At 73.4% G+C, this 24,530-nt stretch carries 20 protein-coding genes and 1 riboswitch; of the genes, 9 read left to right on the forward strand and 11 right to left on the reverse strand.

Features of this window, described 5'->3' with window-relative positions:
• Positions 1-43 precede the first annotated feature (43 nt).
• Positions 44-673: a GTP cyclohydrolase II gene (gene ribA / locus ACFWJ4_RS05395; protein WP_380539450.1), complete on the reverse strand. Its 630-nt coding sequence runs from the start codon at positions 671-673 to the stop codon at positions 44-46.
• Between the two features lie 343 nt (positions 674-1,016).
• Here ribA and gdhA point away from each other — a divergent pair, with 343 nt between their 5' ends.
• The 3 genes from gdhA to ACFWJ4_RS05410 all read left to right on the forward strand — a co-directional run bounded on the left by gdhA (position 1,017) and on the right by ACFWJ4_RS05410 (position 4,552).
• Complete coding sequence (gene gdhA, locus ACFWJ4_RS05400) at positions 1,017-2,423, forward strand: NADP-specific glutamate dehydrogenase (protein WP_380539453.1); 1,407 nt, start codon at positions 1,017-1,019, stop codon at positions 2,421-2,423.
• A gap of 215 nt (positions 2,424-2,638) precedes the next feature.
• Positions 2,639-3,514: a GyrI-like domain-containing protein gene (locus tag ACFWJ4_RS05405; RefSeq protein ID WP_380539456.1), complete on the forward strand. Its 876-nt coding sequence runs from the start codon at positions 2,639-2,641 to the stop codon at positions 3,512-3,514.
• Positions 3,515-3,787: 273 nt separating this feature from the next.
• Entirely contained in the window at positions 3,788-4,552 is a 765-nt protein-coding gene (locus ACFWJ4_RS05410; protein WP_380539459.1) for a VOC family protein, read from the forward strand.
• Here ACFWJ4_RS05410 and lnt read toward each other — a convergent pair.
• Both lnt and ACFWJ4_RS05420 read right to left on the reverse strand, forming a co-directional pair.
• Positions 4,528-6,135: an apolipoprotein N-acyltransferase gene (gene lnt / locus ACFWJ4_RS05415; RefSeq protein ID WP_380539462.1), complete on the reverse strand. Its 1,608-nt coding sequence runs from the start codon at positions 6,133-6,135 to the stop codon at positions 4,528-4,530. The two genes, ACFWJ4_RS05410 and lnt, sit on opposite strands and share 25 nt — an antisense overlap.
• A gap of 79 nt (positions 6,136-6,214) precedes the next feature.
• On the reverse strand, positions 6,215-6,349 hold the full coding sequence (locus ACFWJ4_RS05420) for a hypothetical protein (protein WP_380539465.1): 135 nt from the start codon (positions 6,347-6,349) through the stop codon (positions 6,215-6,217).
• 134 nt (positions 6,350-6,483) lie between these two features.
• Between ACFWJ4_RS05420 and ACFWJ4_RS05425 the strand changes: the two genes are divergently transcribed.
• Positions 6,484-7,629, forward strand: a complete 1,146-nt coding sequence (locus ACFWJ4_RS05425) for a tetratricopeptide repeat protein (protein ID WP_380539468.1) — start codon at positions 6,484-6,486, stop codon at positions 7,627-7,629.
• A 27-nt stretch (positions 7,630-7,656) separates the two neighbouring features.
• Here the strand turns inward: ACFWJ4_RS05425 and cobN are convergent, their stop codons facing one another.
• On the reverse strand, positions 7,657-11,280 hold the full coding sequence (gene cobN / locus ACFWJ4_RS05430) for a cobaltochelatase subunit CobN (RefSeq protein ID WP_380539471.1): 3,624 nt from the start codon (positions 11,278-11,280) through the stop codon (positions 7,657-7,659).
• Entirely contained in the window at positions 11,277-11,453 is a 177-nt protein-coding gene (locus tag ACFWJ4_RS05435) for a hypothetical protein (protein ID WP_380539474.1), read from the reverse strand. The genes cobN and ACFWJ4_RS05435 overlap by 4 nt, the downstream gene beginning before the upstream one ends.
• Positions 11,454-11,500: 47 nt before the next feature.
• Positions 11,501-11,586: riboswitch (cobalamin riboswitch) on the reverse strand.
• A 314-nt stretch (positions 11,587-11,900) separates the two neighbouring features.
• Here ACFWJ4_RS05435 and ACFWJ4_RS05440 point away from each other — a divergent pair.
• From ACFWJ4_RS05440 to ACFWJ4_RS05450, 3 genes are read left to right on the forward strand one after another with little or no spacing between them, the layout of a single operon-like run.
• Positions 11,901-13,268, forward strand: a complete 1,368-nt coding sequence (locus tag ACFWJ4_RS05440; RefSeq protein ID WP_380539477.1) for a hypothetical protein — start codon at positions 11,901-11,903, stop codon at positions 13,266-13,268.
• Positions 13,265-13,891 (forward strand): precorrin-8X methylmutase, encoded by a 627-nt coding sequence (locus ACFWJ4_RS05445; RefSeq protein WP_359901678.1) that lies wholly within the window; start codon positions 13,265-13,267, stop codon positions 13,889-13,891. The genes ACFWJ4_RS05440 and ACFWJ4_RS05445 overlap by 4 nt, the downstream gene beginning before the upstream one ends.
• Positions 13,888-15,405: a precorrin-2 C(20)-methyltransferase gene (locus tag ACFWJ4_RS05450; RefSeq protein WP_380539479.1), complete on the forward strand. Its 1,518-nt coding sequence runs from the start codon at positions 13,888-13,890 to the stop codon at positions 15,403-15,405. Before ACFWJ4_RS05445 ends, ACFWJ4_RS05450 begins: the two co-directional genes overlap by 4 nt.
• A 121-nt stretch (positions 15,406-15,526) precedes the next feature.
• Here the strand turns inward: ACFWJ4_RS05450 and ACFWJ4_RS05455 are convergent, their stop codons facing one another.
• Positions 15,527-17,266, reverse strand: coding sequence for a TIGR03767 family metallophosphoesterase (locus ACFWJ4_RS05455; protein WP_380539482.1), 1,740 nt, complete (start codon positions 17,264-17,266; stop codon positions 15,527-15,529).
• Positions 17,267-17,598: 332 nt separating this feature from the next.
• On the opposite strand from ACFWJ4_RS05455, the gene ACFWJ4_RS05460 reads away from it, so the two are divergent.
• Both ACFWJ4_RS05460 and ACFWJ4_RS05465 read left to right on the forward strand, forming a co-directional pair.
• Positions 17,599-18,876 carry a cobalt-precorrin-5B (C(1))-methyltransferase gene (locus tag ACFWJ4_RS05460; RefSeq protein WP_380539485.1) on the forward strand — a complete coding sequence of 426 codons (1,278 nt, stop codon included), beginning with the start codon at positions 17,599-17,601 and terminating at the stop codon, positions 18,874-18,876.
• A gap of 146 nt (positions 18,877-19,022) precedes the next feature.
• Positions 19,023-20,552 carry a UDP-N-acetylglucosamine 1-carboxyvinyltransferase gene (locus tag ACFWJ4_RS05465; RefSeq protein WP_380348769.1) on the forward strand — a complete coding sequence of 510 codons (1,530 nt, stop codon included), beginning with the start codon at positions 19,023-19,025 and terminating at the stop codon, positions 20,550-20,552.
• A 34-nt stretch (positions 20,553-20,586) separates the two neighbouring features.
• Here ACFWJ4_RS05465 and ACFWJ4_RS05470 read toward each other — a convergent pair whose 3' ends face one another.
• The 5 genes from ACFWJ4_RS05470 to cbiE form a co-directional block, all read right to left on the reverse strand.
• Positions 20,587-21,093 (reverse strand): protein phosphatase, encoded by a 507-nt coding sequence (locus ACFWJ4_RS05470; protein ID WP_380539488.1) that lies wholly within the window; start codon positions 21,091-21,093, stop codon positions 20,587-20,589.
• A gap of 50 nt (positions 21,094-21,143) precedes the next feature.
• Positions 21,144-21,647: a DinB family protein gene (locus tag ACFWJ4_RS05475; protein ID WP_380539491.1), complete on the reverse strand. Its 504-nt coding sequence runs from the start codon at positions 21,645-21,647 to the stop codon at positions 21,144-21,146.
• Positions 21,648-21,785: 138 nt separating this feature from the next.
• Positions 21,786-22,523 carry a cobalt-precorrin-6A reductase gene (locus ACFWJ4_RS05480; RefSeq protein WP_380539622.1) on the reverse strand — a complete coding sequence of 246 codons (738 nt, stop codon included), beginning with the start codon at positions 22,521-22,523 and terminating at the stop codon, positions 21,786-21,788.
• The gene (gene cobM, locus ACFWJ4_RS05485) at positions 22,523-23,284 is read right to left on the reverse strand and encodes a precorrin-4 C(11)-methyltransferase (RefSeq protein WP_359901657.1); all 762 of its coding nucleotides are present in this window, start codon (positions 23,282-23,284) and stop codon (positions 22,523-22,525) included. The genes ACFWJ4_RS05480 and cobM overlap by 1 nt, the downstream gene beginning before the upstream one ends.
• On the reverse strand, positions 23,281-24,519 hold the full coding sequence (gene cbiE, locus ACFWJ4_RS05490; RefSeq protein ID WP_380539494.1) for a precorrin-6y C5,15-methyltransferase (decarboxylating) subunit CbiE: 1,239 nt from the start codon (positions 24,517-24,519) through the stop codon (positions 23,281-23,283). The genes cobM and cbiE overlap by 4 nt, the downstream gene beginning before the upstream one ends.
• Between the last annotated feature and the right edge of the window lie 11 nt (positions 24,520-24,530).

Below are 24,530 nucleotides of genomic sequence, written 5' to 3' on the forward strand. Positions count from 1 at the left end.
GTTCTCTGCTCTCTGTTCGCTGCGGCCCGTCCTCTGCCGACGCTCAGCCGACCAGTCGGGAGAGCTCGATCGAGTGTCCCGTCCGCTCCACCTTCGCGCGCAGGTAGCGGACGTTGCTCGCCGACAGGTGCACGCCCGTCGGCACCCGGTGCCGCACGACGATCCCCAGCTCGGCCAGCTGCGCCGCCTTGTCCGGGTTGTTGCTCAGCAGGTCGATCCCCGTGGTGCCGAGCGCGGCGAGCATCTGGGCGGCCGCGGTGTAGTCCCGGCCGTCCTCGGGCAGGCCGAGGGCGGTGTTGGCGTCGTACGTGTCCAGGCCGGAGTCCTGGAGGGCGTACGCGTCCAGCTTGTTGTAGAGCCCGATGCCGCGGCCCTCCTGCCGCAGGTAGAGCAGGTACCCGCCGGCCTCGCTGATCCGTTCCACCGACTCGCGCAGCTGCGGCCCGCAGTCGCAGCGGTCGGAGCCGAAGACGTCGCCGGTCAGGCACTCGGAGTGCAGCCGCACCAGCGGCGTCCCGCCCTCGGGGACCGTGCCGAGCGCGAGCGCCAGGTGCTCGGCGCCGTCGGCGAGGCCGTGAAAGGTGAAGGTCTCCGCCTCGGCGCGGTAGCCGTCGGGGAAGGTCAGCGGGATGCGCACACGCGAGCGCACCGTGGCGGAGCCGGGCTGCGGCATGGGTGGGCCTCCGTGGATCGGGGATGGATCGGGACGAATCTGGGGTGGACCGGGACGAACCGGGTGGGTTCGACCGGTCCGGACGGATCGCGGTGGATCGGAGGTCGACCGTACTAGGTAGTTCCAATTTGAACAACTATCGGGTCGATGGGACGGGGCTCGACCGCGGAGGCGCACAACACCCCACCGGTCCCGACTGTTCCCACCAGGCCTTCCAGCATGTGGATGGTGCGAGACCCGCGGTGTGGACACTGCGAGACTTGCCGCGTTTCCTGGGCACGTCCCTCAGGCCCGCCGGGACACCGCGCACGCCCATCGACGACCACGGAAGGGTCCTGACCAGATGCCGCTGACCCCCGCCACCCCCCACTCCTCCCTCGACTCCTCTCTTGACTCCTCCCTCGACGCCGAGCGGCGCGCGATAGAGGCGCTCTACGCGGACGTGGTCCGCCGCAACCGGGGCGAGGACGAGTTCCACCAGGCCGTCCACGAGGTGCTGGAGACCCTCGCGCCGGTGCTCGCCCACCGCCCCGAGCTCCTCGACGCCCGGATCATCGAGCGGATCTGCGAGCCCGAGCGGCAGCTGATGTTCCGGGTGCCGTGGACGGACGACTCCGGTGACATCCACGTCAACCGCGGCTTCCGGGTGGAGTTCAGCAGCGCCCTCGGGCCGTACAAGGGCGGGCTGCGCTTCCACCCCTCGGTGAACCTCGGGATCGTCAAGTTCCTGGGCTTCGAGCAGATCTTCAAGAACGCGCTCACCGGTCTGCCCATCGGCGGGGGCAAGGGCGGCTCCGACTTCGACCCCAAGGGCCGGTCGGATGCCGAGATCATGCGGTTCTGTCAGTCCTTCATGACCGAGCTCTACCGCCACCTCGGCGAGTACACCGACGTGCCGGCCGGGGACATCGGCGTCGGCGGTCGGGAGATCGGCTACCTCTTCGGCCAGTACAAGCGGATCACCAACCGGTACGAGAGCGGCGTGCTCACCGGAAAGGGCCTCGGCTGGGGCGGCGCGCAGGTCCGTACCGAGGCCACCGGCTACGGCTGCGTCATGTTCACCTCCGAGATGCTGCACAGCCGCGGCGAGAGCCTGGACGGGCGCCGGGTGGTTGTCTCCGGGGCCGGCAACGTCGCGGTCTACGCGATCGAGAAGGCCCAGCAGCTCGGCGCGACCGTGCTCACCTGCTCCGACTCCTCCGGTTACGTGGTGGACGAGAAGGGCATCGACCTCGACCTGCTCAAGGAGGTCAAGGAGGTCCGGCGCGGGCGGGTCTCCGACTACGCCCGACTGCGCGGTGGCCACGTCCGGTTCGTCGAGGGCCCGGGCGTGTGGAGCGTCCCCTGCGACGTCGCGCTGCCCTGCGCCACCCAGAACGAGCTGGCGGAGGCCGACGCGCTGGCCCTGGTGCGCAACGGGGTGCTGGCCGTCGCCGAGGGCGCGAACATGCCCACCACTCCGGAGGCGGTGCGGGTGTTCCAGGAGGCCGGGGTGGCCTTCGGTCCGGGCAAGGCGGCGAACGCCGGCGGCGTCGCGACCAGCGCCCTGGAGATGCAGCAGAACGCCTCGCGCGACTCCTGGACCTTCGAGCACACCGAGGAGCGGCTGGCCGGGATCATGAAGCACGTCCATGACTCCTGCTTCACCACCGCCGAGCGCTACGGTCACCCGGGCAACTACGTGGTCGGCGCGAACATCGCCGGCTTCGAGCTGGTCGCCGACGCGATGCTGGCCCAGGGCCTGATCTGAGCCGCTGACGCGAGGCCCGCTGGCGCAAGGCAGCTGCCTCGGTGCCGCTGAGGCAGCACCGCCGAATCCTCGCCGCCGACGGCCGTCACCCGACGGCCGTTGCCCGACGATCGGTACCCGGCGATCGGTACCCGACCGGAGCGGGCACCGATTGTCGGGTGCGGCAGGGTGGGTCCTTCCTATGGTGAGTGTCACAAGGGAAGGGCGGGGTTGGCGTGCTGGAGCACCTGAACCGGGCGATGGACCGGATCGAACGAGACCTGGACCGCGAGGTCGACGTGGCCGAGCTGGCGCGGATCGCGATGACGTCGGAGTACCACTTCCGGCGGCTGTTCTCGATGCTCGCCGGGATGCCGCTGTCGGAGTACGTCCGGCGTCGGCGGCTCACCGTCGCCGGGGCCGAAGTCCTCGACGGCGAGCGGACGTTGCTCGACATCGCGGTCCGGTACGGGTACTCCTCGGGGGAGGCGTTCGCCCGGGCGTTCCGGGCCATGCACGGAGTCGGGCCGGGCGAGGTCCGGCGCGACGGTGCGGTGCTCGTCTCCCAGCCCCGGATGTCCTTCCGACTCGTCGTGGAGGGGAGCAGCAGCATGGAATACCGGATTGTGGAGAAGCCGGACTTCCGGATCGTCGGCAAGAAGGCCCGGGTCACCCTGATCTACCTGGGGATCAACCCGGGGATCGCCGAGTTCATCAAGGGGCTCGACAAGGACACGGTCGCTCGGATCGCGGCCCTGTCCGGGGACGACCCGGCCGGGATCCTTTCGGTGAGCGACGACTTCGCGCCGAACCGCGAGGAGGGGTCCGAACTCGACTACTGGCACGCGGTGGTGGCGCGCGACGGTGTCGCCGTCCCGGCGGATCTGGACGTGCTCGACGTCCCGGCCGGCACCTGGGCGGTGTTCACCAACACCGGGCCGTTCCCGCAGGCCCTGCAGGAGATGTGGGGGGACGTGGCGAGCCAGTGGTTCCCGTCCAACCCGTACGAGGCCCGGCCGGGTCCGGAGATCCTTCGGGTCCGCCCCGTGCCGGGGACGGGCGACGCCGAGGCGGAGCTGTGGATCCCGGTGGCACGGGCCGTGCGCAGCTGACGGATGACGGGCGGCAGCCGGCGGGCACCTGCCGTCGGACGCCCGCCGTCGGACAACGGCTGACGGACAACAGTCGACAGATAACCGATGACGAATAACAGATGACAGCTGACAGATTTCGAAATCTGTCAGCTGTCATCTGTTCGTCCACCCCGTTCGGCCCACCACCGCCCGCCAAGCTCCGCCCCCGCCCCGCATGCTGGGGCGGGAGGTGCGGGGGCCGAGGCGCCGAAAAACCCGGGAGTTCCCGAGCAAGCTGCGAGGACAGACGCCATGAAGCAGACCTCCGTGACCACCAACGCCCCCTGCTGGACGGAGCTGGGCACCTCCGACCCGCCCGCCGCCCTGGCCTTCTACACCGAACTCTTCGGCTGGCAGGTGGACGACACGGCCCGCCCCGGGCACGGCGACTACACCCAGATGCTGGTCGGGGGCGCCCCGGCCGCCGCCATCACCCCGCGCTACGCCCCGCAGCAGCCGATCGCCTGGACGGTCTGCATCGCGGTCGCCGATGCCGACGCCACCGCCGCGAGGGTCAAGGAGTCCGGCGGCCGGGTCCTGAAGGACCCCGCCGACGTCTCCGACTTCGGCCGCTTCTCGGTGGCCGCCGACCCCTCCGGCGCGGTGCTCATCGTCTGGCAGGCCCGCGCCTTCCGGGGCGCCGGGGTGTTCAACGAGCCCGGCTCGCTCGGCTGGGTGGAACTGCTCACCCGTGACCCGGCCGGCGCGCTCGCCTTCTACCCGGAGGTCTTCGGCTGGTCCGTCGCCCCGTCCGAGCACTACCCCCAATGGGGCCTGGACGGAAGGGACTTCGGCGGCATGCTGACGATGGACGACCGCTTCCCGCCCCAGGTGCCACCGCACTGGCTGCCGTACTTCGCGGTCGCCGACGTCGACAACACCGTCGGTCGGGCGACGGCGCTCGGCGGGGACGTCCTGATGCCCGCCACCGGACTGCCGGGGGGACGGCGGATCGCCGTGCTGCGCGACCCCCAGGGCGCCGCGTTCGGGGTCTACACCGCCGGCGCCGAGGGCTGACCGGCCCGCCGGGCGACGCGCGAGCGCCGCCACCCGGCCACCGCCACCAGCGCCGCCCCCGCCGTGACCAGCAGCGCCCCGAGCGGCACCACGTCGCCGATCCGGTCGTACCAGGTCAGGGTTCCGGGCGCGGTGAGCGGCAGCCGGACGCCCAGCGCGCCGGTGCCGCCGGTACCGAGCCGGGCGAGCTCCCGGCCCTGGGCGTCGAAGGCGGCCGAGACCCCGGTCAGCGAACCCTGCACGGCCGGCCGGCCGGTCTCGGCGGCCCGGATCGCCGCCAGCGAGACGTGCTGCTCGGGCGCCCAGGTGTGCTGGAAGGTCGAGGTCGAGGACTGGTAGACCAGCACCCGGGCGCCGTCCCGGGCGGCGGTGCGGGCCATGTCGGGGAAGGCCGACTCGAAGCAGATCAGCGCCCCGACGGGCAGCGGAGCGCCCGCCCGGTCGGTGGCGGGCAGGACGTGGAAGGACGTGCCGGGCGCCCGGTTCTCGCCCGCCGCCCGGCTGACCCCGGCGATCCAGCCGAGCGCCGGCCGCAGCGGGATGTACTCGCCGAACGGCACCAGCCGGATCTTGCGGTAGCGGTCCACCACGCCGGCGGGGGAGACCAGTACCGCGTCCTTGGAGATCCGCCCGTCCGCCTTGCGCGCGTCCTCCCCGGCGACGATCTCGGCGCCGGTGGTCGCGGCGAGCCCGCGCAGCGTGTCCAGCGCGGCCGGGTCGCGGTCCAGGTCGGCGGTGGTGCTGCTCTCACCCCACACGACCAGGTCCACCGGCTGCCCGACGAGTCCGGCCGTGATCCGCGCGCTCGCCTCGAACCGGGCCTTGGGGTCCTCCACGATGCCGGGCTGGACCAGTGCCACGGTCGCGGCCCCGTCCCTGGCGGGCGCCTCGCGCAGTGCGAACAGCAGCGGGCCGGCGGCCAGCACCAGCACGACGGAGCCGGCGGCGACGGCCCGCGGCCGCCGGTGCACCGCGGTCAGCGCGATCAGCACCCCGGTGTTCACCGCCGCCACCGCCGCACTGACCAGCCAGATCCCGCCGGCCGAGGCCAGGGCGAGGATCGCCGGGTGTCGCCACTGGGTGGCGCCGAGCAGCGCCCACGGGCCGCCGAGTGCGGGCCAGGACCGCGCGTACTCGGCGGTCACCCAGACCGCGGGGACGACCAGGAGCGCCAGGAGCGCCCGCCGGGCGGAGAGCCGGGGGTGCAGCAGCCGGTGCACGGTGTACCCGACGCCGCTCTGGAGCGCCCCGAGCAGCACCGCGAGCACCGGCAGCCCCGGCCCGATGGACGGGACCAGCCAGGACATCGCGGCGAGGATGAACCCCGCCCCGAACCACCAGCCGCGCACCGCCGCCTCCCGGCCCGACGGCGCCCGCTGCATCAGCAGCAGCCCGGGCACCAGCGCGATCCACGCCAGCCACGCCTGCCCGGGTTCGGGGAAGGCGAGCACCGGAACCGCTCCGGCCGCCAGCGCACCGATCCGCCCCCGGTACCGGTGCGGCGCGTGCGGCTCCCGCCCCTCGGTGGGGGGCGTGGTCGTCGTGGTCGGAGCAGGGCTGGTGGGAGCGGTGCGGCGCGACATGCCCCGTATTGTCCGCTCGGACCGTCCTCGGTGCCAGATGGCCGCACACGAGGCCGACGCGGACCGGCGGGTCGGCGAATCATCGGAACAACTGGATCACCCCCGAAATCACCTGGGTGAGGAGATTGGCCGCGGAAAGGATGTTGACCGCGACTTTGATGCGCTCGTGGAGTTTCCCGTTCCCGGCCGTGCTGGTTTCGGTGTTCGTCGTCATGCTTCAAATCTGGTGTACCGGGACGTGTCGAATACGGGGCCGGGCAAAGCGTTACCGAGTGATACGTGGCGGGACCCGGCGGGACGGGAGTGGTGTAACGTTTTACGAGGGATTACGGAAAAAGGGGGCAATACGTGCAAAATGGTGGAGCGCTCGCCGACCTGACCATGCGACTTCGTGAGCTGCACCTCAACGCCGGCGAGCCCAGCACCCGCCGGATCGCCGCCGGGACCGCCGGCGCGGTGAGCCACAGCACCGTCCACCAGGCGCTGACCGGCAAGCGCCTGCCCAGGTGGGGCGCGCTGGAGCTGATCGTGGAGGCGCTCGGGGGAGATCCGGAGGAGTTCCGTGCCGCCTGGAAGTCCGCACGGCTTCAGGAGGACCGCCCGGAGGAACCCGCCGACCGGGCGACGCCCACGGACAGTCGGCGCTACCGGCTGTCGGAAGGGACGGAAACGGGTCTGGGGAGGCAGCGCATCGCGTACCGCATCGCCGAGAGGATGCTCGACTCCGGAAATCCTGAAGAAGCTGCGAAATTCCTGAAGAAGGAATTCGAAGGGAGCCCTCGGAGCCCGTTGACGGTGTTGTACCTGCGCGCTCTGGCCAAGTCGAATGACAGCGGGATCACAGCTGTTCTGAAGATGCTCCGGGGCGTGGACATGGAGTCCGCGGACGCGGCCGAAGCGGTCGCCGATTACCTGGAGGACCACCTCGGGGACGTCGAGGCGTCGCTCGGACACATGCTGAACGCCCTTCGGCTCGACCCCGGCAACGGGCTGTACGCCTGGTCCGTGGCGGGCTATCTCGACTACCTGAACCGGCCCGAGGAGGCTCTGCCGTACTACCGGCGGGGTGCTGAGCTCTTCCCGACCGACAACCTCTGCGTGGCCGGCTGTGCCAGGGCGTTGGTCAAGGCCGGCCGGTTCGCCGAGGCCGAGCGGGTCGCCCGGTCGTCGGGCAGCGATGACATCGAGGTCAAGGAGTGGCTCGCCCAGGCCCTGGCACTCCAAGGGAAGTTCGACGAGGCGGAGCAGGAGCTGCGCCCGTTGACGGACCGGGCGTACATCGCGCAGATCCTGGCCCGGATTCTGCTGACCGCCGAGAGGTACGACGACGCGCTGAAGCTGGTGGAACGACGGGTCGACGACGGCCACGTCGGTCTCGCCTTCCAGGCCACCTACCTGGACGTCCTGATCGCCGCCGGCCGGACCGAGGAGGCCGACCGCTGGCGGGCCCGCCTCGAAGCGCAGTGGTGGGAACGCGAAGGCCGCCGGTCCTGACCCCGGCGGCCTCCGCTCAGCGGGGCGTCAGTCCTCGCCGCCCTCCAGGTCACCCTCGGTCTCCAGGAACGCGGCCTGCAGCTGCTCGATCAGCTGCGGGTCCGGCTGCTCCCACAGCCCGCGGCTCGCCGCCTCCAGCAGCCGCTCGCTGATCCCGTGCAGCGCCCACGGGTTGGCGCCCGCGAGGAACTCCCGGTTGACCGGGTCGAGGACGTACTCCTGGGTCAGCTTCTCGTACATCCAGTCCGCGACCACGCCCGTGGTGGCGTCGTAGCCGAACAGGTAGTCCACCGTCGCGGCCATCTCGAAGGCGCCCTTGTAGCCGTGGCGGCGCATCGCCTCGATCCAGCGCGGGTTGACGACCCGGGCGCGGAAGACGCGGGCGGCCTCCTCGGTCAGGGTGCGGGTGCGGACCGTCTCCGGGCGGGTCGAGTCGCCGATGTAGGCGGTCGGTGCCTTGCCGGTGAGGGCGCGCACGGTGGCCACCATGCCGCCGTGGTACTGGAAGTAGTCGTCCGAGTCGGCGATGTCGTGCTCGCGGGTGTCGGTGTTCTTCGCGGCGACGGTGATCCGCTTGTACGCGGTCTCCATCTCCTCGCGCGCCGGGCGCCCGTCCAGCCCGCGGCCGTACGCGTAGCCGCCCCAGACCGTGTACACCTCGGCCAGGTCGGCGTCGGTGCGCCAGTCCCGGCTGTCGATCAGCTGCAGCAGGCCCGCCCCGTACGTGCCCGGGCGGGAGCCGAAGACCCGGACGGTGGCCTTGCGCTCGTCGCCGTGGACGGCGAGGTCGGCCTGGACGTGGGCACGAACGTAGTTCGACTCGGGGGACTCCTCCTGGGCGGCGGCCAGGCGCACCGCGTCGTCCAGCAGGGCGACGACGTGCGGGAAGGCGTCCCGGAAGAAGCCGGAGATGCGCAGCGTGACGTCGATGCGCGGGCGGCCCAGCTCCTCCAGCGGGATCGGCTCCAGGCCGGTGACCCGGCGCGAGGCGTCGTCCCAGACCGGGCGCACGCCGAGCAGGGCGAAGGCCTCGGCGATGTCGTCGCCGGCCGTGCGCATCGCGCTGGTGCCCCAGAGCGAGAGCCCGACCGAGGGCGGGTAGGCGCCGTCGTTGTCGGCGGTGTACCGCTCGACCAGCGAGGTGGCGAGGGCCTGGCCGGTCTCCCAGGCGAGCTTGCTGGGGACGGCCTTCGGGTCGACGGAGTAGAAGTTGCGGCCGGTCGGCAGCACGTTGACCAGGCCGCGCAGCGGCGAGCCGGACGGGCCGGCCGGGACGAAGCCGCCCTGGAGCGCGTGCAGCACGGCGTCCAGCTCGTCGGTGGTGGCGGACAGCCGCGGCACCACCTGGGTGGCGGCGAAGTCCAGCACCTGGCGGACGGCCTCCTGGACGGTCTCCGGCAGCTCGGCGGTGACCTTCTCGACCGCCTCGGGCGCCCAGTCCTCCGCCTCCATGGCCTCGACCAGGGCGCGCGCCTCGGCCTCGGCCGCGTCGGTGGCGCCGAGGGTGAGCGCCGCCTCGTCCAGGCCGAGCGCCTCGCGCAGACCGGGCAGGGCGCTGACGCCGCCCCAGATCTGCCGGGCGCGCAGGATGGCGAGCACGATGTTGACCCGGTCGGTGCCGGCCGGAGCCTGGCCGAGGACGTGCAGACCGTCGCGGATCTGGGCGTCCTTGACCTCGCAGAGCCAGCCGTCGACGTGCAGCAGGAAGTCGTCGAAGCCGTCGTCCTCGGGGCGCTCGTCCAGGCCGAGGTCGTGGTCGAGCTTGGCGGCCTGGATCAGGGTCCAGATCTGGGCGCGGATCGCCGGCAGCTTGGCCGGGTCCATCGCGGCGATGTTGGAGTGCTCGTCCAGCAGCTGCTCCAGGCGCGCGATGTCGCCGTAGGAGTCGGCGCGGGCCATCGGCGGGACGAGGTGGTCGACGAGCGTGGCGTGGGCGCGGCGCTTGGCCTGGGTGCCCTCGCCCGGGTCGTTGACCAGGAAGGGGTAGACCAGCGGCAGGTCGCCGAGGACGGCGTCCGGGCCGCACTCGGCGGACAGCGCGGCGGTCTTGCCGGGCAGCCACTCCAGGTTGCCGTGCTTGCCGAGGTGGATCACCGCGTGGGCGCCGAAGCCGCCGTCCTCCTGGGCGGCCTCGATCCAGCGGTAGGCGGCCAGGTAGTGGTGGCTCGGCGGCAGGTCGGGGTCGTGGTAGATGGCGACCGGGTTCTCGCCGAAGCCGCGCGGCGGCTGGATCAGCACGAGCAGGTTCCCGGAGCGGATCGCGGCCAGCACGATGTCGCCGTCCGGGTTCTGCGAGCGGTCGACGTACAGCTCGCCGGGGGCCGGGCCCCAGTGCTCCTCGACCTGCTCGCGCAGGCCCTGCGGCAGGGTGGCGTACCAGCGGCGGTAGTCGGCCGCGGGGATGCGCACCGGGTTGCGGGCCAGCTGGTCCTCGGTGAGCCAGTCCTGGTCGTAGCCGCCGGCCGCGATCAGGGCGTGGATCAGCGCGTCGCCCTCGTGGCCGCCCTCGCCGTCGTCGAACGAGGGGAGGTCGTTCCCGAGGTCCATGCCCTCCGCGCGCAGCCGCTCCAGCAGCCGCACCGCGCTGGCCGGGGTGTCCAGGCCGACGGCGTTGCCGACCCGGGCGTGCTTGGTCGGGTACGCGGACAGCACCAGGGCGAGGCGGCGCTCGGCGGCCGGAACGTGCCGCAGCCGGGCGTGCTTGACGGCGGTGCCGGCGACCCGGGCGGCGCGCTCCGGGTCGGCGGCGTAGACGGTGAGGCCGTCCTCGTCCAGCTCCTTGAAGGAGAACGGGACGCTGATCAGGCGGCCGTCGAACTCCGGCACGGCGATCTGGGTGGCGGTGTCCAGCGGGGACAGGCCGTCGTCGCTGGCCTCCCACTGGGCGCGCGACCAGGTGAGGCAGAGCGCCTGGAGGATCGGCCGGTCGAGGGCGGCCAGCGCGCCCGCGTCCCAGGCCTCCTCGTCCCCGCCGGCCTGGGCGTCGGCCGGGCGGGTGCCGCCGGCGGCGAGCACGGTGGTGACGATGGCGTCGGCCTCGCCGAGCGCGGCCAGCAGCTCGGGCTCGGCGCCGCGCAGCGAGGCGCAGTAGTAGGCCTTGGCCCGGGCTCCCTGGTCCTCGACGGCCCGGCAGAGCGTCTCCACGAAGGCGGTGTTGCCGCTCATGTGGTGGGCGCGGTAGTAGAGCACCGCGACGGTCGGGCCCTCGGTCGTACGGGCTTCGCGCTCCAGCGGGCCCCAGGCCGGGGCGGAGGCGGGCGGGGCGAAGCCGTGGCCGGTCAGCAGCACGGTGTCGGAGAGGAAGGCGCCCAGCTCGGCCAGGTTGGCCGCGCCGCCGTGCGCCAGGTAGGCGTGCGCCTCGGCGGCGATGCCGGCCGGGACGGTGGACAGCTCCATCAGCTGGGCGTCGGGGGCCTGCTCACCCGTCAGGACGATGACCGGGCGGGGGCCGGCCAGCAGCGTGTCCAGGCCCTCCTGCCAGGCGCGGCGCCCGCCGAGCAGGCGGACCACGACGAGCTCGGTGCCCTCCAGCAGCGCGGGCAGGTCCTCGGGGGTGAGTCGGGCCGGGTTGCCGAGCCGGTAGCGCACCGGGCCCTCGGAAGCGCGGGCGCTGAGCAGGTCGGTGTCGGACGTCGACAGCAGCAGGATCATATGAAGGCCCTCCCGGCCTCGTCGGTGGCCAGGGCGGCCGGGATCTGGGCCGGGTCGGCCGCAGAGGTGGCCGGAGCGGCCGCGCGGTCGACCGGGGTGGTCGTGGCGGCGGCCGGAACGGCCGTGATGGCGGCCGGGGACGCGGGCGCGGGCATGCGACAGCGCTGGAACATGTCTGCCTTCCTCGGGGTCCGCGCCCCGGGCCGGTGGAGGACGGCAGGAGTTCCTGGCTCCCGCGGCCGACCGGTCTACCGGTGAACCGCGGTCACAGTGGCGGGACCGCACCGGGTTCGCACCGGTTTCCTCCCCTGCGCCGTCGCTGGCGTGTGGGCGGCCCGCTGGGACCGCCCGTCAGCATCGTACGGGGTACGGCTGACCTGGGGGAGAGTGAGCTTTCGGACGTTCGGGTATGCGAGGCGACAACGAGGCGGCGGTGAAGCGGGGCCGAAGCGGGGCCGAAGCGCGACGAAGCTGGGCCGAGGCGGGGGGTGTAGCGGGGCCGAAGCGGGGGGCGGGGCCGGTGGTGAAGCCGATGAGGTGGTCGGGGTGCGGCCGGGGCGCGACCGGGGTGCGGCCCGGATGTGATGCAGCGGACGGAGGCAAGCGATCGGATCATCTGTATGCTCGCCGCCATGCCACCGACACCCGACGCCACCGCGCCGGGCGCCGCAGGACCCGACCGGGAGGTGCCCGACCGGGGGCGTGCGGACGCCTGCCCCGGAGCGCTTCGTCTGCATACGGCCGACGACGGCGCCCTCGCCCGGATCCGCCTGCCCGGCGGGCTGCTGACGGACCGTCAGGCCCTCGCCCTGGCCGAGGCGGCCGAGGCCCTCGGCGACGGTGAGCTGGAGACCACCTCGCGCGGCAACGTCCAGCTGCGCGGCCTGGCCCCGCACTGCGCGGCCGAGCTCGCCGACCGGCTGCGCACCGTCGGACTGCTGCCCTCGGACACCCACGAGCGGGTCCGCAACATCGTCGCCTCACCGACGGCCGGACTGGACGCCGCAGGCGGCCCCGGCAGAGCCGATGTACAGGCCTGGGTGCGGGAGTTGGACGCACGACTGTGCGCGAGCGACTGGGCGGCCGGGCTCTCCGGCAAGTTCCTGTTCGCGCTGGACGACGGGCGGGGCGACGTCGCCGCGCTCGACGCCGATGTGACATTGATCGCAGGCCCGGACGGCACCCGGCTGCTGCGCCTCGGGCGAGCCGACCGCGGACACCCGGTCGAGGCCGGGCAGGAGGTGACGGCCGTGCTGGACGCGGCCCGCTCCTTCCTGGCGGCGCTGCGGACCAACGGGCGCAAGGCCTGGCACCTGCGCGAGGTCCCCGACCTGCTGCCGGCCGGCCCGGTGCCGCTGCCCGCCTTCGCCGGTGCCGCGCCCGCCGTCGGCGTGCTGCCCGGCGGGCTCTCGGTGGGACTGCGCTTCGGCCGGGCGGGCGCCGGGCAGTGGCGGACGCTGGTCGCCGCCTCGGCCGGCGAACTGCGACTGACCCCCTGGCGCGGGGCGGTGCTGCCCGGCGCTCCGGCCGACCGGCTGCCGGCGCTCGCCGCTGCCGGCTTCCGCACCGAGCCGGGCTCGGCCTGGGAGCGGGCCACCGCCTGCACCGGGCTGCCGGGCTGCGCCAAGTCGCTGGCCGACGTCCGCTCGGACGCGGCCCGGACGTTGGACTCCGGTGCCGCCGCGGGAGCGGGTGCCGCGTTGGACGCCGGTGCCGCTGCGGGAGCGGGTCTCGCGATGGGGGCCGGTGCCGGGCCCACAGGTGTGCTGCCCGTCCACTGGTCGGGCTGTGAACGGCGCTGCGGCCACCCGGCCGGGCGCTGGGTGGACGTGCTCGCCACAGGGCGCGGCTACCGGGTGACGGTGAACGCCGCGGGAGCCGGTGCGACGGCTGCCGATGCGGTGGACGTCAAGGACGCGACGGGCGTCGACGTGACGAACGAGGAGATGGCCGAGGCGGTCGCCGAGGCCAGGAGGACGACGAAGTGATCGAGTACGAGAAGGACGGCGCGTCCATCTACCGCCAGTCCTTTGCCACCATCCGCGCGGAGGCCGATCTGGCCGCCCTTCCGGCGGACGTCTCCCAGGTCGCGGTGCGGATGATCCACGCCTGCGGGATGGTCGACCTGGTCGAGGACCTGGTGTACTCGCCCGGTGTGGTCGCCTCCGCGCGCGCCGCGCTGCACGCCGGTGCGCCCATCCTCTGCGACGTCAACATGGTCGCGAGCGGCGTCACCCGCAAGCGGCTGCCCGCCGACAACGAGGTGATCTGCACCCTCACCGACCCGTCGGTGCCCGAACTCGCCCGGAAGATGGGCAACACCCGCAGCGCCGCGGCCATGGAGCTGTGGCTGCCCCGGCTGGAGGGCGCGGTGGTCGCCGTCGGCAACGCGCCGACCTCGCTGTTCCGGCTGCTGGAGATGATCGAGGCGGGCGCGCCGCGACCGGCCGCGGTGATCGGCGTTCCGGTCGGCTTCATCGGCGCCGCCGAGTCCAAGCAGGCCCTGGCCGAGCACCCGTCCGGCCTGGAGCACCTGGTGGTGCGCGGCCGGCGCGGCGGCAGCGCGATGGCCGCCGCCGCCGTCAACGCGATTGCGAGCGAAGAAGAGTGACGGAGCATCAGAACCCCACGGGCCGGCTGTACGGTGTCGGGCTCGGCCCGGGCGACCCGTCGCTGGTGACCGTCCGGGCCGCCGAACTCATCGGCAAGGCCGACGTGGTGGCCTACCACAGCGCCCGGCACGGGCGGTCCATCGCGCGCTCGATCGCCGAGCGGTATCTGACGGGCGGTCAGATCGAGGAGAAGCTGGTCTACCCGCTCACCGTCGAGACCACCGACCACCCGGGCGGCTACCGCGGCGCGCTGGACGACTTCTACGAGGAGGCCGCCGCCCGGCTGGCCGCCCACCTGGACGCCGGGCGCGACGTGGTGGTCCTCGCCGAGGGCGACCCGCTCTTCTACGGCTCCTACCAGCACATGCACAAGCGGCTCGCGCACCGCTACCCGACCGAGGTGGTGCCGGGCGTGACCTCGCTCAGCGCGGCCGCCGCCCGGCTCGGACAGCCGCTGACCGAGGCCGAGGAGACGCTCACCGTCATCCCCGGCACGCTGCCCGAGGAGGAGCTGACGGCGCGGATCGCGGCCGCCGACTCGGCCGTGATCATGAAGCTGGGGCGCACCTTCCCGACCGTCCGCCGGGCCCTGGAGCGGGCCGGGCGGCTGGCGGACGCGCAGTACGTGGAGCGGGCCTTCATGGCGGGGGAGCGGGTCGCGCCGCTCGCCGAGGTAGAGGAAGGGACGGTGCCGTACTTCTCGGTCGCGGTGCTGCCGAGCAAGGTCGCGCCGCTGGAGCCGGAGATCCGGCTGTCGGACGGCGTCGGCAGTGTGACCGTGGTCGGCACCGGGCCGGCCGGACCGCTCTGGCTGACCGCCGAGGCGCGCGGCGCGCTGTCCGAGGCCACCGACCTGGTCGGCTACACCACCTACCTGGACCGGGTGCCGGAACGGCCGGGGCAGCGGCGGCACGGCTCGGACAACAAGGTGGAGTCGGAGCGCGCCGAGTACGCCCTGGACCTCGCCCGGCGCGGGCACCGCGTCGCGGTGGTCTCCTCGGGTGACCCGGGGGTGTTCGCGATGGCCACCGCGGTGCTGGAGGTCGCCTGCGAGGAGGCGTACCGGGACGTCCCGGTGCGGGTGCTCCCGGGGATGACCGCCGCCCATGCGGCCGCCTCCCGGGTCGGCGCCCCGCTCGGGCACGACTACGCGACGATCTCGCTCTCGGACCGGCTCAAGCCCTGGGACGTGGTGGCGAAGCGGCTGCGCGCCGCGGCCGGGGCGGACCTGGTGCTCGCGCTGTACAACCCGGGCTCGAAGTCCCGGACCACCCAGGTCGGGCTCGCCCGGGACCTGCTGCTGGAGTACCGGGCGCCGGAGACCCCGGTGGTGATGGCCCGCGACGTCGGCGGCCCGACCGAGCGGGTGCGGATCGTCCGGCTGGGCGAGCTGGACCCGGCGCTGGTCGACATGCGGACCGTTCTGCTGATCGGTTCCTCGCAGACCCGGGCGGTCGAGCGGGGCGGCGGCGTGGAGGTCGTCTGGACGCCGCGGCGGTACCCGGAGGAGTGACGGGCGACGGATGACAGCGAACAGATTTCATAATCTGTTCGCTGTCATCCGTCAGCTGTCATCCGCCATCCGTCGACTGTCGGCCGTCACCCGTTGGCCGCCGTTCGCCGGACCCCGGCCGTTACCGGGTCGGCTTGGTGAGCAGCAGCTCCGTGTTGTGGTCCCCGTCCGTGCCCAGCAGTGCCGTCGGCCGGCCGTTCGGGTCGTTGTACGACAGCTCGCGGTAGAGCGCCGCGAGGTTGGCGTCCGAGGTGCTGCCGAAGTCCGTCCCGTACGGTGCGGAGGACTCGATCAGCGTGGTGAACAGCGAGAGCGTGCCGTCCCCGTTGTCCGCGATCTCGATGATCCGCCCGTGCTGCGGGTAGTCGATGTGCGAGGCGGTGTTGATCTCCCAGAACGCCCGCTCCGGCACCGCGTGGCCGTGCGGCGTGATCTTGTTCATGTGGGTGTGCCCGTTCACCCACGCGACCACGTTCGGGTAGCGCTGGAGCAGCGCCACCAGCTCGTTGCCGTCGTGCCGCCCCTCGAAGATGTTGCGCGGGTCCGGCAGCAGGTTGCCCATCGTGCCGCTGGTGTGGTGGCTGAAGACGAGGACCAGGTCGTCCGTGCTCCCGCCGGTCACCTTGCGCCCGTCGGCGTCGTACCAGTGTCCGCTGTGCGCCTTCAACTGCTGCTCCAGCCAGCGCAGTTGCGCGGTACCCAGCGAACCGTCGGCGAACCCGGCCTGGTTGGTGGTGTCCAGGCTGATGCCGACCACCTTCTCCGAGATGCGGAAGGTGTAGTAGAGCTTGCCGCTGTTGGCCATGTCCGAGGTGAAGCCGTGCCCGTACGGGCCCGCGCCGGTGACCGCCGGGTTCAGGTGGGCCTTGGCGAACTCCTTGAGCGTGAACGGCCGGCGGCGATCGTCCGGGGTGATCCTGCGCACCAGGTCACCGCTGGCGATCAGCTTCGCGAGCAGCAGTACGGCGCCCGCCGGGTCACGGCGCAGCGAGTCCATCAGCTGGGCGGCCGTGGCGTCGTCGCAGCCCTCCAGCTTGTACTGCCCGGCGTACAGGTCGTTCAGCAGTCCGAGGTCCGGCAGCGAGCCCTCGATGCTGTCGTCGTGGTTGCCGACCGTGGTGTACCAGGGCGTGCGCAGGCCGGGCGCGTCGAAGGGGCGGCCGGCGGCGGACAGGAAGCCGGGTATCTGCGGGAAGCCCTTCGCCTTGTAGCCGTCGCTGTAGGAGAGTTCGGGGTTCCAGTAGGCGGCGTTGCCGGAGTTCTGCACCCCTTCGTAGCGGCTCGGGTCACCGGTGTTCTGGGCCAGCCGGCCGCCGCCCATGACCTTGAGGTACCAGTCGAGTTCGGCGAGCTCGTGGTTGTCGGTGTTGTCGCCGGTGGCCATCACCATGCTGAACGGCATCCCGGTGTAGGGGCCGCCGGCGAGCGAGTTGACCCGCTCGACGAGGGCCGAGACACCGCGGGCGTTCAGGGCCTCCTGCGGCCGGTAGGCGCTGCCGTTGAGCTTGGCCAGGTACTCGAAGCGCACCGGGGACTCGGTGTCCACCAGGTGCAGGTCGCTGAACTGGACGAAGCTGGCGAGGCCGGTCCGGCGGTCGTCCCGTCCGGTGGTCGCCGACGCCAGGTCGCCGCGCACCATCAGCGGCCAGCCCGGTCCGGCCGTCAGCCGCTTGTAGCCACCGGTGCCGACCGGGGTGGCCACCTGCTCCAGCGTGGTCCCGGTGATCCTGACCGCCCGCTCGGCCGTCGTCGCCAGCGCCCGGTCGCGCGCCGCGGCCGAGGCGAACTGCGCGCCGCCCAGCGACAAGGCCGACCAGGCGGCGGCCACCGACGTACCGGTGAGGAACGTACGCCGACTCATCCCTGCCACAAAAACCCCCACATGCTGATGGCCCGGCGGGGCGCTTCGACCCCGGCCGGGCCCACGTCTGTCATGAACCCGCTTCTGGCGGACCGCCAGATTACTCACTGGTAGGCACGGTGGGCGAGGCCCGTGCGGAGAACTCTTCGGGAACGCGGGGCAGCGGCCCCGTGCAGCTCGTGATCGGGATTCCTCCGCACCGCGCGGGACGCGGGTGCCGCCACCCCGGTCGGGTCCCACCCGGCCCGGTGGGGGAAAATCGGCGGCGGCGGCCGGTGTGGCCGCCGGAGCGGAGCAGGACGGCGCGGGCGCCGTCGGAAACGGGGCGCAGGGTGGCCGCAGCGGGAGCCGAGGCGGGAGCCGGAGCAGGAGGCCGGGCCGGCCAGCTGAAGAGCAGCGGCCTGCGGCCCGGCTGGACGACGGGGGCCTGCGCCACCGCGGCCACCAAGGCGGCGTACACCGCGCTGCTCACCGGCGAGTTCCCGGACCCGGTGGTCATCACCCTGCCCAAGGGCCAGCAGCCCGCCTTCGCCCTCGCCGCCGAGGAACTGACCGCCGCCGAGGAGCCGGCCACCGTCGGAGAGCCGGCTACCGCCGAGGGGTCGGCCGCCGCCGCGAACCCCGTCACCGGAGAGCCGGCCGGTGCGCCCGACAAGCCCGGTATGCCCGGTGTGCCCGGCCCCGACCGGCGCATCGCCGCCATGGCCGGGGTGGTCAAGGACGCGGGCGACGACCCCGACGTCACCCACGGCGCGCTGATCCGCTCGACCGTACGGCCCGGCGCGCCCGGCACCGGGGTGGTGTTCCGGGCCGGTCCCGGGGTGGGGACGGTCACCAAGGCCGGCCTGCCGCTGCCGGTCGGCGAGCCCGCCATCAACCCGGTGCCCCGGCAGATGATCCGGGACGCGGTAGCCGAGGTGGCCGCCGCCCGCGGTGGCAGCGGGGACGTGGTGGTGGAGATCTCGGTCGACCATGGAGAGGAGATCGCCCGTTCCACCTGGAACCCCCGGCTCGGCATCCTCGGCGGTCTGTCCATCCTCGGCACGACCGGGGTGGTCGTCCCCTACTCCTGCTCGGCCTGGATCGACTCGATCCGCCGCGGGGTGGACGTGGCCCGGGCGGCGGGGCGCACCCACGTGGCCGGCTGCACCGGGTCGACCTCGGAGAAGGTCGCGGTGGCGGAGCACGGGCTGCCCGAGGACGCGCTGCTGGACATGGGCGATTTCGCCGGCGCCGTGCTCAAGTACCTCAAGCGCCACCCGGTGCCCCGGCTGACCATCGCGGGCGGCTTCGCCAAGCTGTCCAAGCTCGCGGCCGGCCACCTCGACCTCCACTCGGCGCGCTCCCAGGTGGACAAGGGGTACTTGGCCGAACTGGCCCGTCGGGGCGGGGCCGACGAGGCGCTGGCCGGGGCGGTCGCGGGCGCCAACACCGCACTGGAAGCGGTGCAGTTGTGCCGGGCGGCCGGGGTGCCGCTCGGGGATCTGGTCGCCGAGGCGGCCCGGGCGACGGCGCTCGGCGTGCTGCTGGGCTCGCCGGTCGCGGTGGACGTCATCTGCATCGACCGCGCGGGCACCGTCGTCGGCCGGGCGGAGCCGCTCGGGCCGTGACACTGTCACGAGTGTCACGACGGCGTGACAACCTCACCTGGTGATGTGAAGAACTGACGTCCATACGGGGCGAGAAACGGACAAATGGAGTACCACGCCGGGCCCCCGGTCTGTCGCCATCTCAACCATGAGATATCGTCTGGCGAGTGACAGGCGACTACCTCACCCGTATCGGCACCCTCATCCGTACCGCGCGCCAGCACCGCGGCTGGTCCCAGGCGCAGCTCGGAGAGGCCCTCGGAACCAGCCAGAGCGCGGTCAACCGCATCGAACAGGGCAAGCAGAACGTCAGCCTTGAGATGATCGCCCGCATCGGCGAAGCCCTCGACAGCGAGATCGTCTCCCTCGGCTACTCCGGCCCGATGCACCTGCGCGTCGCCGGCGGCACCCGGCTCTCCGGTGCGATCGACGTCCGCAGCAGCAAGAACGCCTGCGTGGCGATCCTCTGCGCCTCGCTGCTGACCACCGGCCGCACCACGATCCGCAGCGTCGCGCGGATCGAGGAGGTCTACCGCATCCTCGAGGTGCTCACCAGCATCGGCGTCAAGAGCCGCTGGATCAACGAGGGCCGCGACCTCGAACTCACCCCGCCCGCCGAGCTGGACCTCGCGGCGATGGACGTCGAGGCGGCCCGCCGCACCCGCAGCGTGCTGATGTTCCTCGGCCCGCTGATGCACCGCGCCCAGCATTTCGCCATCCCGTACGCGGGCGGCTGCGACCTCGGCACCCGCACCGTGCAGCCGCACCTGACCGCGCTGCGCCGCTTCGGCCTGGAGGTCGCCACCACCGGCGGCGCCTACCACGCCTCGGTCGAGCCGGGCGCCCCGATGGACCGCCCGATCGTGCTGACCGAGCGCGGGGACACGGTCACCGAGAACGCCCTGTTGGCCGCCGCCCGGCACGACGGCGTCAGCGTCATCCGCAACGCCTCGCCCAACTACATGGTCCAGGACCTCTGCTTCTTCCTGGAGAAGCTGGGCGTGCGGATCGAGGGCATCGGCACCACCACCCTCACCGTGCACGGCGTCCCGCAGATCACCTGCGACGTCGACTACACCCCGGCCGAGGACCCGGTGGAGGCGATGAGCCTGCTGGCCGCCGCCGTCGTCACCTCCTCCGAGCTGACCGTCCGCCGGGTGCCGATCGAGTTCCTGGAGATCGAGCTCGCCGTGCTGGAGGGCATGGGTCTCGACTACGACCGCACCCCCGAGTACCGGGCCCACAACGGTCACACCCGGCTGGTCGACCTCACCGTGCGCCCGTCCAAGCTGACCGCGCCGATCGACACCATCCACCCGATGCCGTTCCCCGGCATCAACATCGACAACGTGCCGTTCTTCGCCGCCATCGCCGCGGCCGCGCACGGCACCACGATGATCCACGACTGGGTGTACGACAACCGCGCGATCTACCTGACCGAGCTGACCCGCCTCGGCGCCGACGTCAAGCTCCTCGACCCGCACCGGGTGCTGGTCCAGGGGCCGACCCGGTGGCGTGCCGCCGAGATGATGTGCCCGCCGGCCCTGCGTCCCGCCGTGGTCATCCTGCTCGCCATGCTCGCCGCCAAGGGCACCTCGGTGCTGCGCAACGTCTACGTCATCAACCGCGGCTACGAGGACCTCGCCGAGCGCCTCAACTCCATCGGCGCCCAGATCGAGACCTTCCGCGACATCTGAGAAGCCTGACGGAACGTCATGTCGCTGACCGGCCTCACCCGTTGAGGCCGGTCAGCAGTACGGCGACCTCCAGTCCGGTGTCCAGGTAGTCCACGAACACCGGGTTGTTCAGTGCCCAGGGCGAGCGCCGTTCCCGGACCAGCCGGACCGCCTCGCCGCTCTCGTGGCCGAGGCCGATGAGCGCCTGCGCCGCCACCAGGCCCGAGCGGTTGTACCCCGAGTGGCAGCGCACCAGCGTCCGCCGGCCCCGGCGGACGGCCGCCGCGGTGAGCTCGGCCGCCTCCTGGACGGCGAGCAGCTGACCGGGGGAGAGCGGGGCGTCGGGCACCTCCCGGACGACGTGCTCCACCCCCGGTGCCGGACCGTGCCCGGAACGGGTGAACAGGCTGACCACCAGGTCGAACTCGGCCCGTACGATCGCGAGTTCCAGCTCGCCGCCGGGCCGGGTGAAGTAGTGCCCGCCCATCCAGAGCCCGGGGACGATCTCGTTCCAGGGCTCGGACGGCCCGGGGGTGTCGCGTCCCTTCTGGCGGGTCCGCACGCTCTGTTCGCTCCCTCGTCGTCCGGCCGCGTCCGGTGCTGCTTCCGGTGCTACTCGCCGGTGGTGCCGTCGAGGTGCTCACGGAGCAGGTCGGCGTGGCCGTTGTGGCGGGCGTACTCCTCGATCATGTGGGTGAGGATCCAGCGGAGCGAGAAGACCTCGTCGCCGTAGTGGCCCAGGACGTCCAACGACTCGGCGGCGGACACGAGTTCCCGGGCGTGGTCGCACTCCCGGCGCCAGATCGCGAAGGCCTCGTCGGGGTCGGCGGTGTCGGCGTCGAACTCGGCGAAGGACCCGTCCGGGTGCTTCCAGAAGCCCGGCAGGCCCTCGTCGTTGAGGACGTTGCGGAACCAGCTGCGCTCCACCTCGGCGAGGTGGCGGACCAGCCCGAGCAGGGAGAGCCCGGACGGTTCCAGCACGCGGGCGCGGAGCTGCTCCGCGGTGAGGCCCGCGCACTTCATCGCGAGGGTGTCGCGCTGGTAGTCCAGGAAGCCCGCCAGGGTGGCGCGTTCGTCGGCGGTGCGGGGAGTCTGCGTACGCTGATCATCGGTCATCGGGCCATCCTTCCCGGCGTCCACCGGGGTCGCCCCGCAATTTCCGCGGGACGACCGGGCGAGCAGGTACCAGCACGACGGTGAGCAGCCGCAGCGCCCGGGCCGGCTGGTGCTCGGGCCGTCCAGCGCCCGGGCCGGCTAGCCCAGGTGCTCCAGCCAGCGCAGTGCGCCGGGGACGTCCGGTGCGACCGGGACGCCTTCCGTGACCGGCGGGCGGTCCACGATGATGACGGGCAGGCCGAGTCCGCGTGCGGCGGTCAGCTTGGGGGCGGTCGCGGCGCCGCCGCTGTCCTTGGTGACCAGGACGTCGATGGCGTGTCCGCGCAGCAGTGCCTCTTCGCCGTGGATCGTGAACGGCCCCCGGTCCAGCAGGACTTCGAACGAGGGCGGTACCGGGGGCTCGGGCGGGTCCACCGAGCGGGCGAGGAAGTGGACCCCGTCCAGGTGGGCGAAGGCGCCGACGCCCTGTCGTCCGACGGTGAGGAAGACCCGTTCCCCGCGCCGGGGCAGCAGGTCGGCCGCCGCGGCGAGGGAGGGGACGGGGAGCCAGTGGTCGCCGTCGACGCGGGTGAAGCCGGGGCGGCGCAGCACCAGCAGCGGGACCGCGGTGGCGGCGGCCGCGAGGGCGGCGTTCCGGGAGATGCCGGCGGCGAACGGGTGGGTGGCGTCCACCACCGCGTCCACCTGCTCGGTGCGCAGCCAGTCGGCCAGACCCTCCGGTCCGCCGAAGCCGCCGATCCGCACCTCCCCGGCGGGCAGCCGAGGCTGGGCGACCCGGCCGGCCAGCGAACTGGTGACCCGGTGCGCGGTCGGGGCGAGCTCGGCGGCCAGCGCCCGCCCTTCGGTGGTGCCGCCGAGGATCAGGACGTGCCGCATCACGCCCCGCAGGGCTCGTGCGGGCGCTCGCGGTCCGCCGAGTAGAGGTGGCTGTCGCGGAACTGCTCGGCGGCCAGCGTGCGGCCGACGAGGATGACGGCGGTGCGGACCACGCCCGCAGCCTTGACCTGCTCGGCGATGTCGCCGACGGTGCCGCGCAGCACCAGCTCGTCGGGGCGGCTGGCCATCGCGACCACGGCGGCCGGGCAGTCCGCGCCGTAGTGGGGGAGCAGCTGCTCGACCACGTCGTCCACGTAGCCGGCGGCCAGGTGCAGCACCAGCAGGGCGCCGCTGCGGCCGAGGGTGGCGAGGTCCTCGCCCTCGGGCATCGGGGTGGCGCGCTTGGCGATCCGGGTGAGGATGACGGTCTGGCCGACGGTCGGGACGGTCAGCTCCCGCTTCAGCGCGGCCGCGGCGGCGGCGAAGGCGGGCACACCGGGGACCACCTCGTACGGCACGCCGGCCGCGTCCAGGCGGCGCATCTGCTCGGCGACGGCGGAGAAGACGGACGGGTCGCCGGAGTGCAGCCGGGCCACGTCCTGGCCGGCGCGGTGGGCGGCGACCAGCTCGGCGGTGATCTGGTCCAGGTTGAGCTGGGCGGTGTCGATCAGGCGGGCGCCGGGCGGGCACTCGTCCAGCAGCTCGCGCGGGACGAGGCTGCCCGCGTACAGGCAGACCTCGGCGCGGGCCAGGATGCGCTGGCCGCGCAGGGTGATCAGATCGGCGGCGCCCGGGCCGGCTCCGATGAAGTGGACGGTCACGAGGCGTTCTCCTGAGGGGTTTCGGGCTTGACTGCGGACCACTGGGTGACCGGCATGGCCTGGCGCCACCCGGTGAAGCCGCCCACCGGGACGGCGTGGGCGACGGCGAGTTTGACGAGCTCCCCGCCGTGGCGCCGGTACCACTCGGTGAGCAGCGCCTCGGACTCCAGCGTCACGGTGTTGGCGACGATCCGGCCGCCCGGGCGCAGCGCGGCCCAGCAGGCGTCCAGCAGGCCGGGCGCGGTGAGGCCGCCGCCGATGAACACGGCGTCGGGGGTGGGGAGTTCGGCGAGAGCGGCGGGGGCGGGGCCGGTCACCACGCGGAGCCGGGGCACCCCGAGTGCGGCGGCGTTGCGGACGATCCGCCCGGCCCGCGCCGGGTCGCGCTCGATGCTGACGGCCCGGCAGTCGCGGTGGGCGCGCAGCCACTCGACGGCGATCGAGCCGGAGCCGCCGCCGACGTCCCAGAGCAGCTCGCCGGGGGAGGGGGCCAGCGTGGCGAGGGTCGCGGCGCGGACGTGGCGCTTGGTGAGCTGGCCGTCGCTCTCGTACGCGGCGTCGGGCAGGCCGGGGACGAGGGAGGCGCGGGGGCCGTCGCCGAGGTCGACGGCGATGACGTTCAGCGGGTCGCCGGGCGGGTGCGGCCAGCCGTCGGCGGGGCCGTCGAGGTGGCGTTCGGCGGGGGCGCCGAGCTGTTCGAGCACCCGCAGGCGGGCGCCGCCGAAGCCGCGGGCGGTGAGCAGCTCGGCGACGGCGGCCGGGGTGGCGGCGTCGGCGCTGAGCACCAGCAGGCGGCGGCCGGGGTGGAGGGCGAGGGAGAGGGCGTCCAGCGGCCGGCCGACCAGGCTGACCACCTCGGTGGCCTCCAGCGGCCAGCCGAGCCGGGCGCAGGCGTAGGAGACGGCGGAGGGGTGCGGCAGGACGCGCAGGCGTTCGGCGCCGACGGTCTCGGCGAGGGTGCGGCCGATGCCGTAGAACATCGGATCGCCGCTGGCCAGGACGGCGATGCGGCGGCCGGCGTGGGCGGCGAGCAGTCCGGGGACGGCGGGGCGCAGCGGGGACGGCCAGGGGACGCGTTCGGCGGTGACGTCGTCGTGGGGGAGGAGGTCCAGCTGGCGGGGGCCGCCGACGACGGTCTCGGCCTCCCGCAGCGCGGCCCGGGAGCCGGCGGCGAGGCCGGGCCAGCCGTCGGCCCCGATCCCGACGACGGTGATCGGGGGTGGCAGCTCGGGCACCGGGTGGCTCC

The organism is Kitasatospora sp. NPDC127067 (genome assembly GCF_042724755.1).
GTDB lineage: Bacteria > Actinomycetota > Actinomycetes > Streptomycetales > Streptomycetaceae > Kitasatospora > Kitasatospora lactacystinica.

Coding starts and splice junctions, on each gene's coding strand:
- ribA (WP_380539450.1), bottom strand. CDS start 673: ATGCCGCAGCCCGGCTCCGCCACGGTGCGCTCGCGTGTGCGCATCCCG.
- gdhA (WP_380539453.1), top strand. CDS start 1,017: ATGCCGCTGACCCCCGCCACCCCCCACTCCTCCCTCGACTCCTCTCTT.
- ACFWJ4_RS05410 (WP_380539459.1), top strand. CDS start 3,788: ATGAAGCAGACCTCCGTGACCACCAACGCCCCCTGCTGGACGGAGCTG.
- lnt (WP_380539462.1), bottom strand. CDS start 6,135: ATGTCGCGCCGCACCGCTCCCACCAGCCCTGCTCCGACCACGACGACC.
- ACFWJ4_RS05420 (WP_380539465.1), bottom strand. CDS start 6,349: ATGACGACGAACACCGAAACCAGCACGGCCGGGAACGGGAAACTCCAC.
- cobN (WP_380539471.1), bottom strand. CDS start 11,280: ATGATCCTGCTGCTGTCGACGTCCGACACCGACCTGCTCAGCGCCCGC.
- ACFWJ4_RS05435 (WP_380539474.1), bottom strand. CDS start 11,453: ATGTTCCAGCGCTGTCGCATGCCCGCGCCCGCGTCCCCGGCCGCCATC.
- ACFWJ4_RS05440 (WP_380539477.1), top strand. CDS start 11,901: ATGCTCGCCGCCATGCCACCGACACCCGACGCCACCGCGCCGGGCGCC.
- ACFWJ4_RS05455 (WP_380539482.1), bottom strand. CDS start 17,266: ATGAGTCGGCGTACGTTCCTCACCGGTACGTCGGTGGCCGCCGCCTGG.
- ACFWJ4_RS05475 (WP_380539491.1), bottom strand. CDS start 21,647: ATGACCGATGATCAGCGTACGCAGACTCCCCGCACCGCCGACGAACGC.
- ACFWJ4_RS05480 (WP_380539622.1), bottom strand. CDS start 22,523: ATGCGGCACGTCCTGATCCTCGGCGGCACCACCGAAGGGCGGGCGCTG.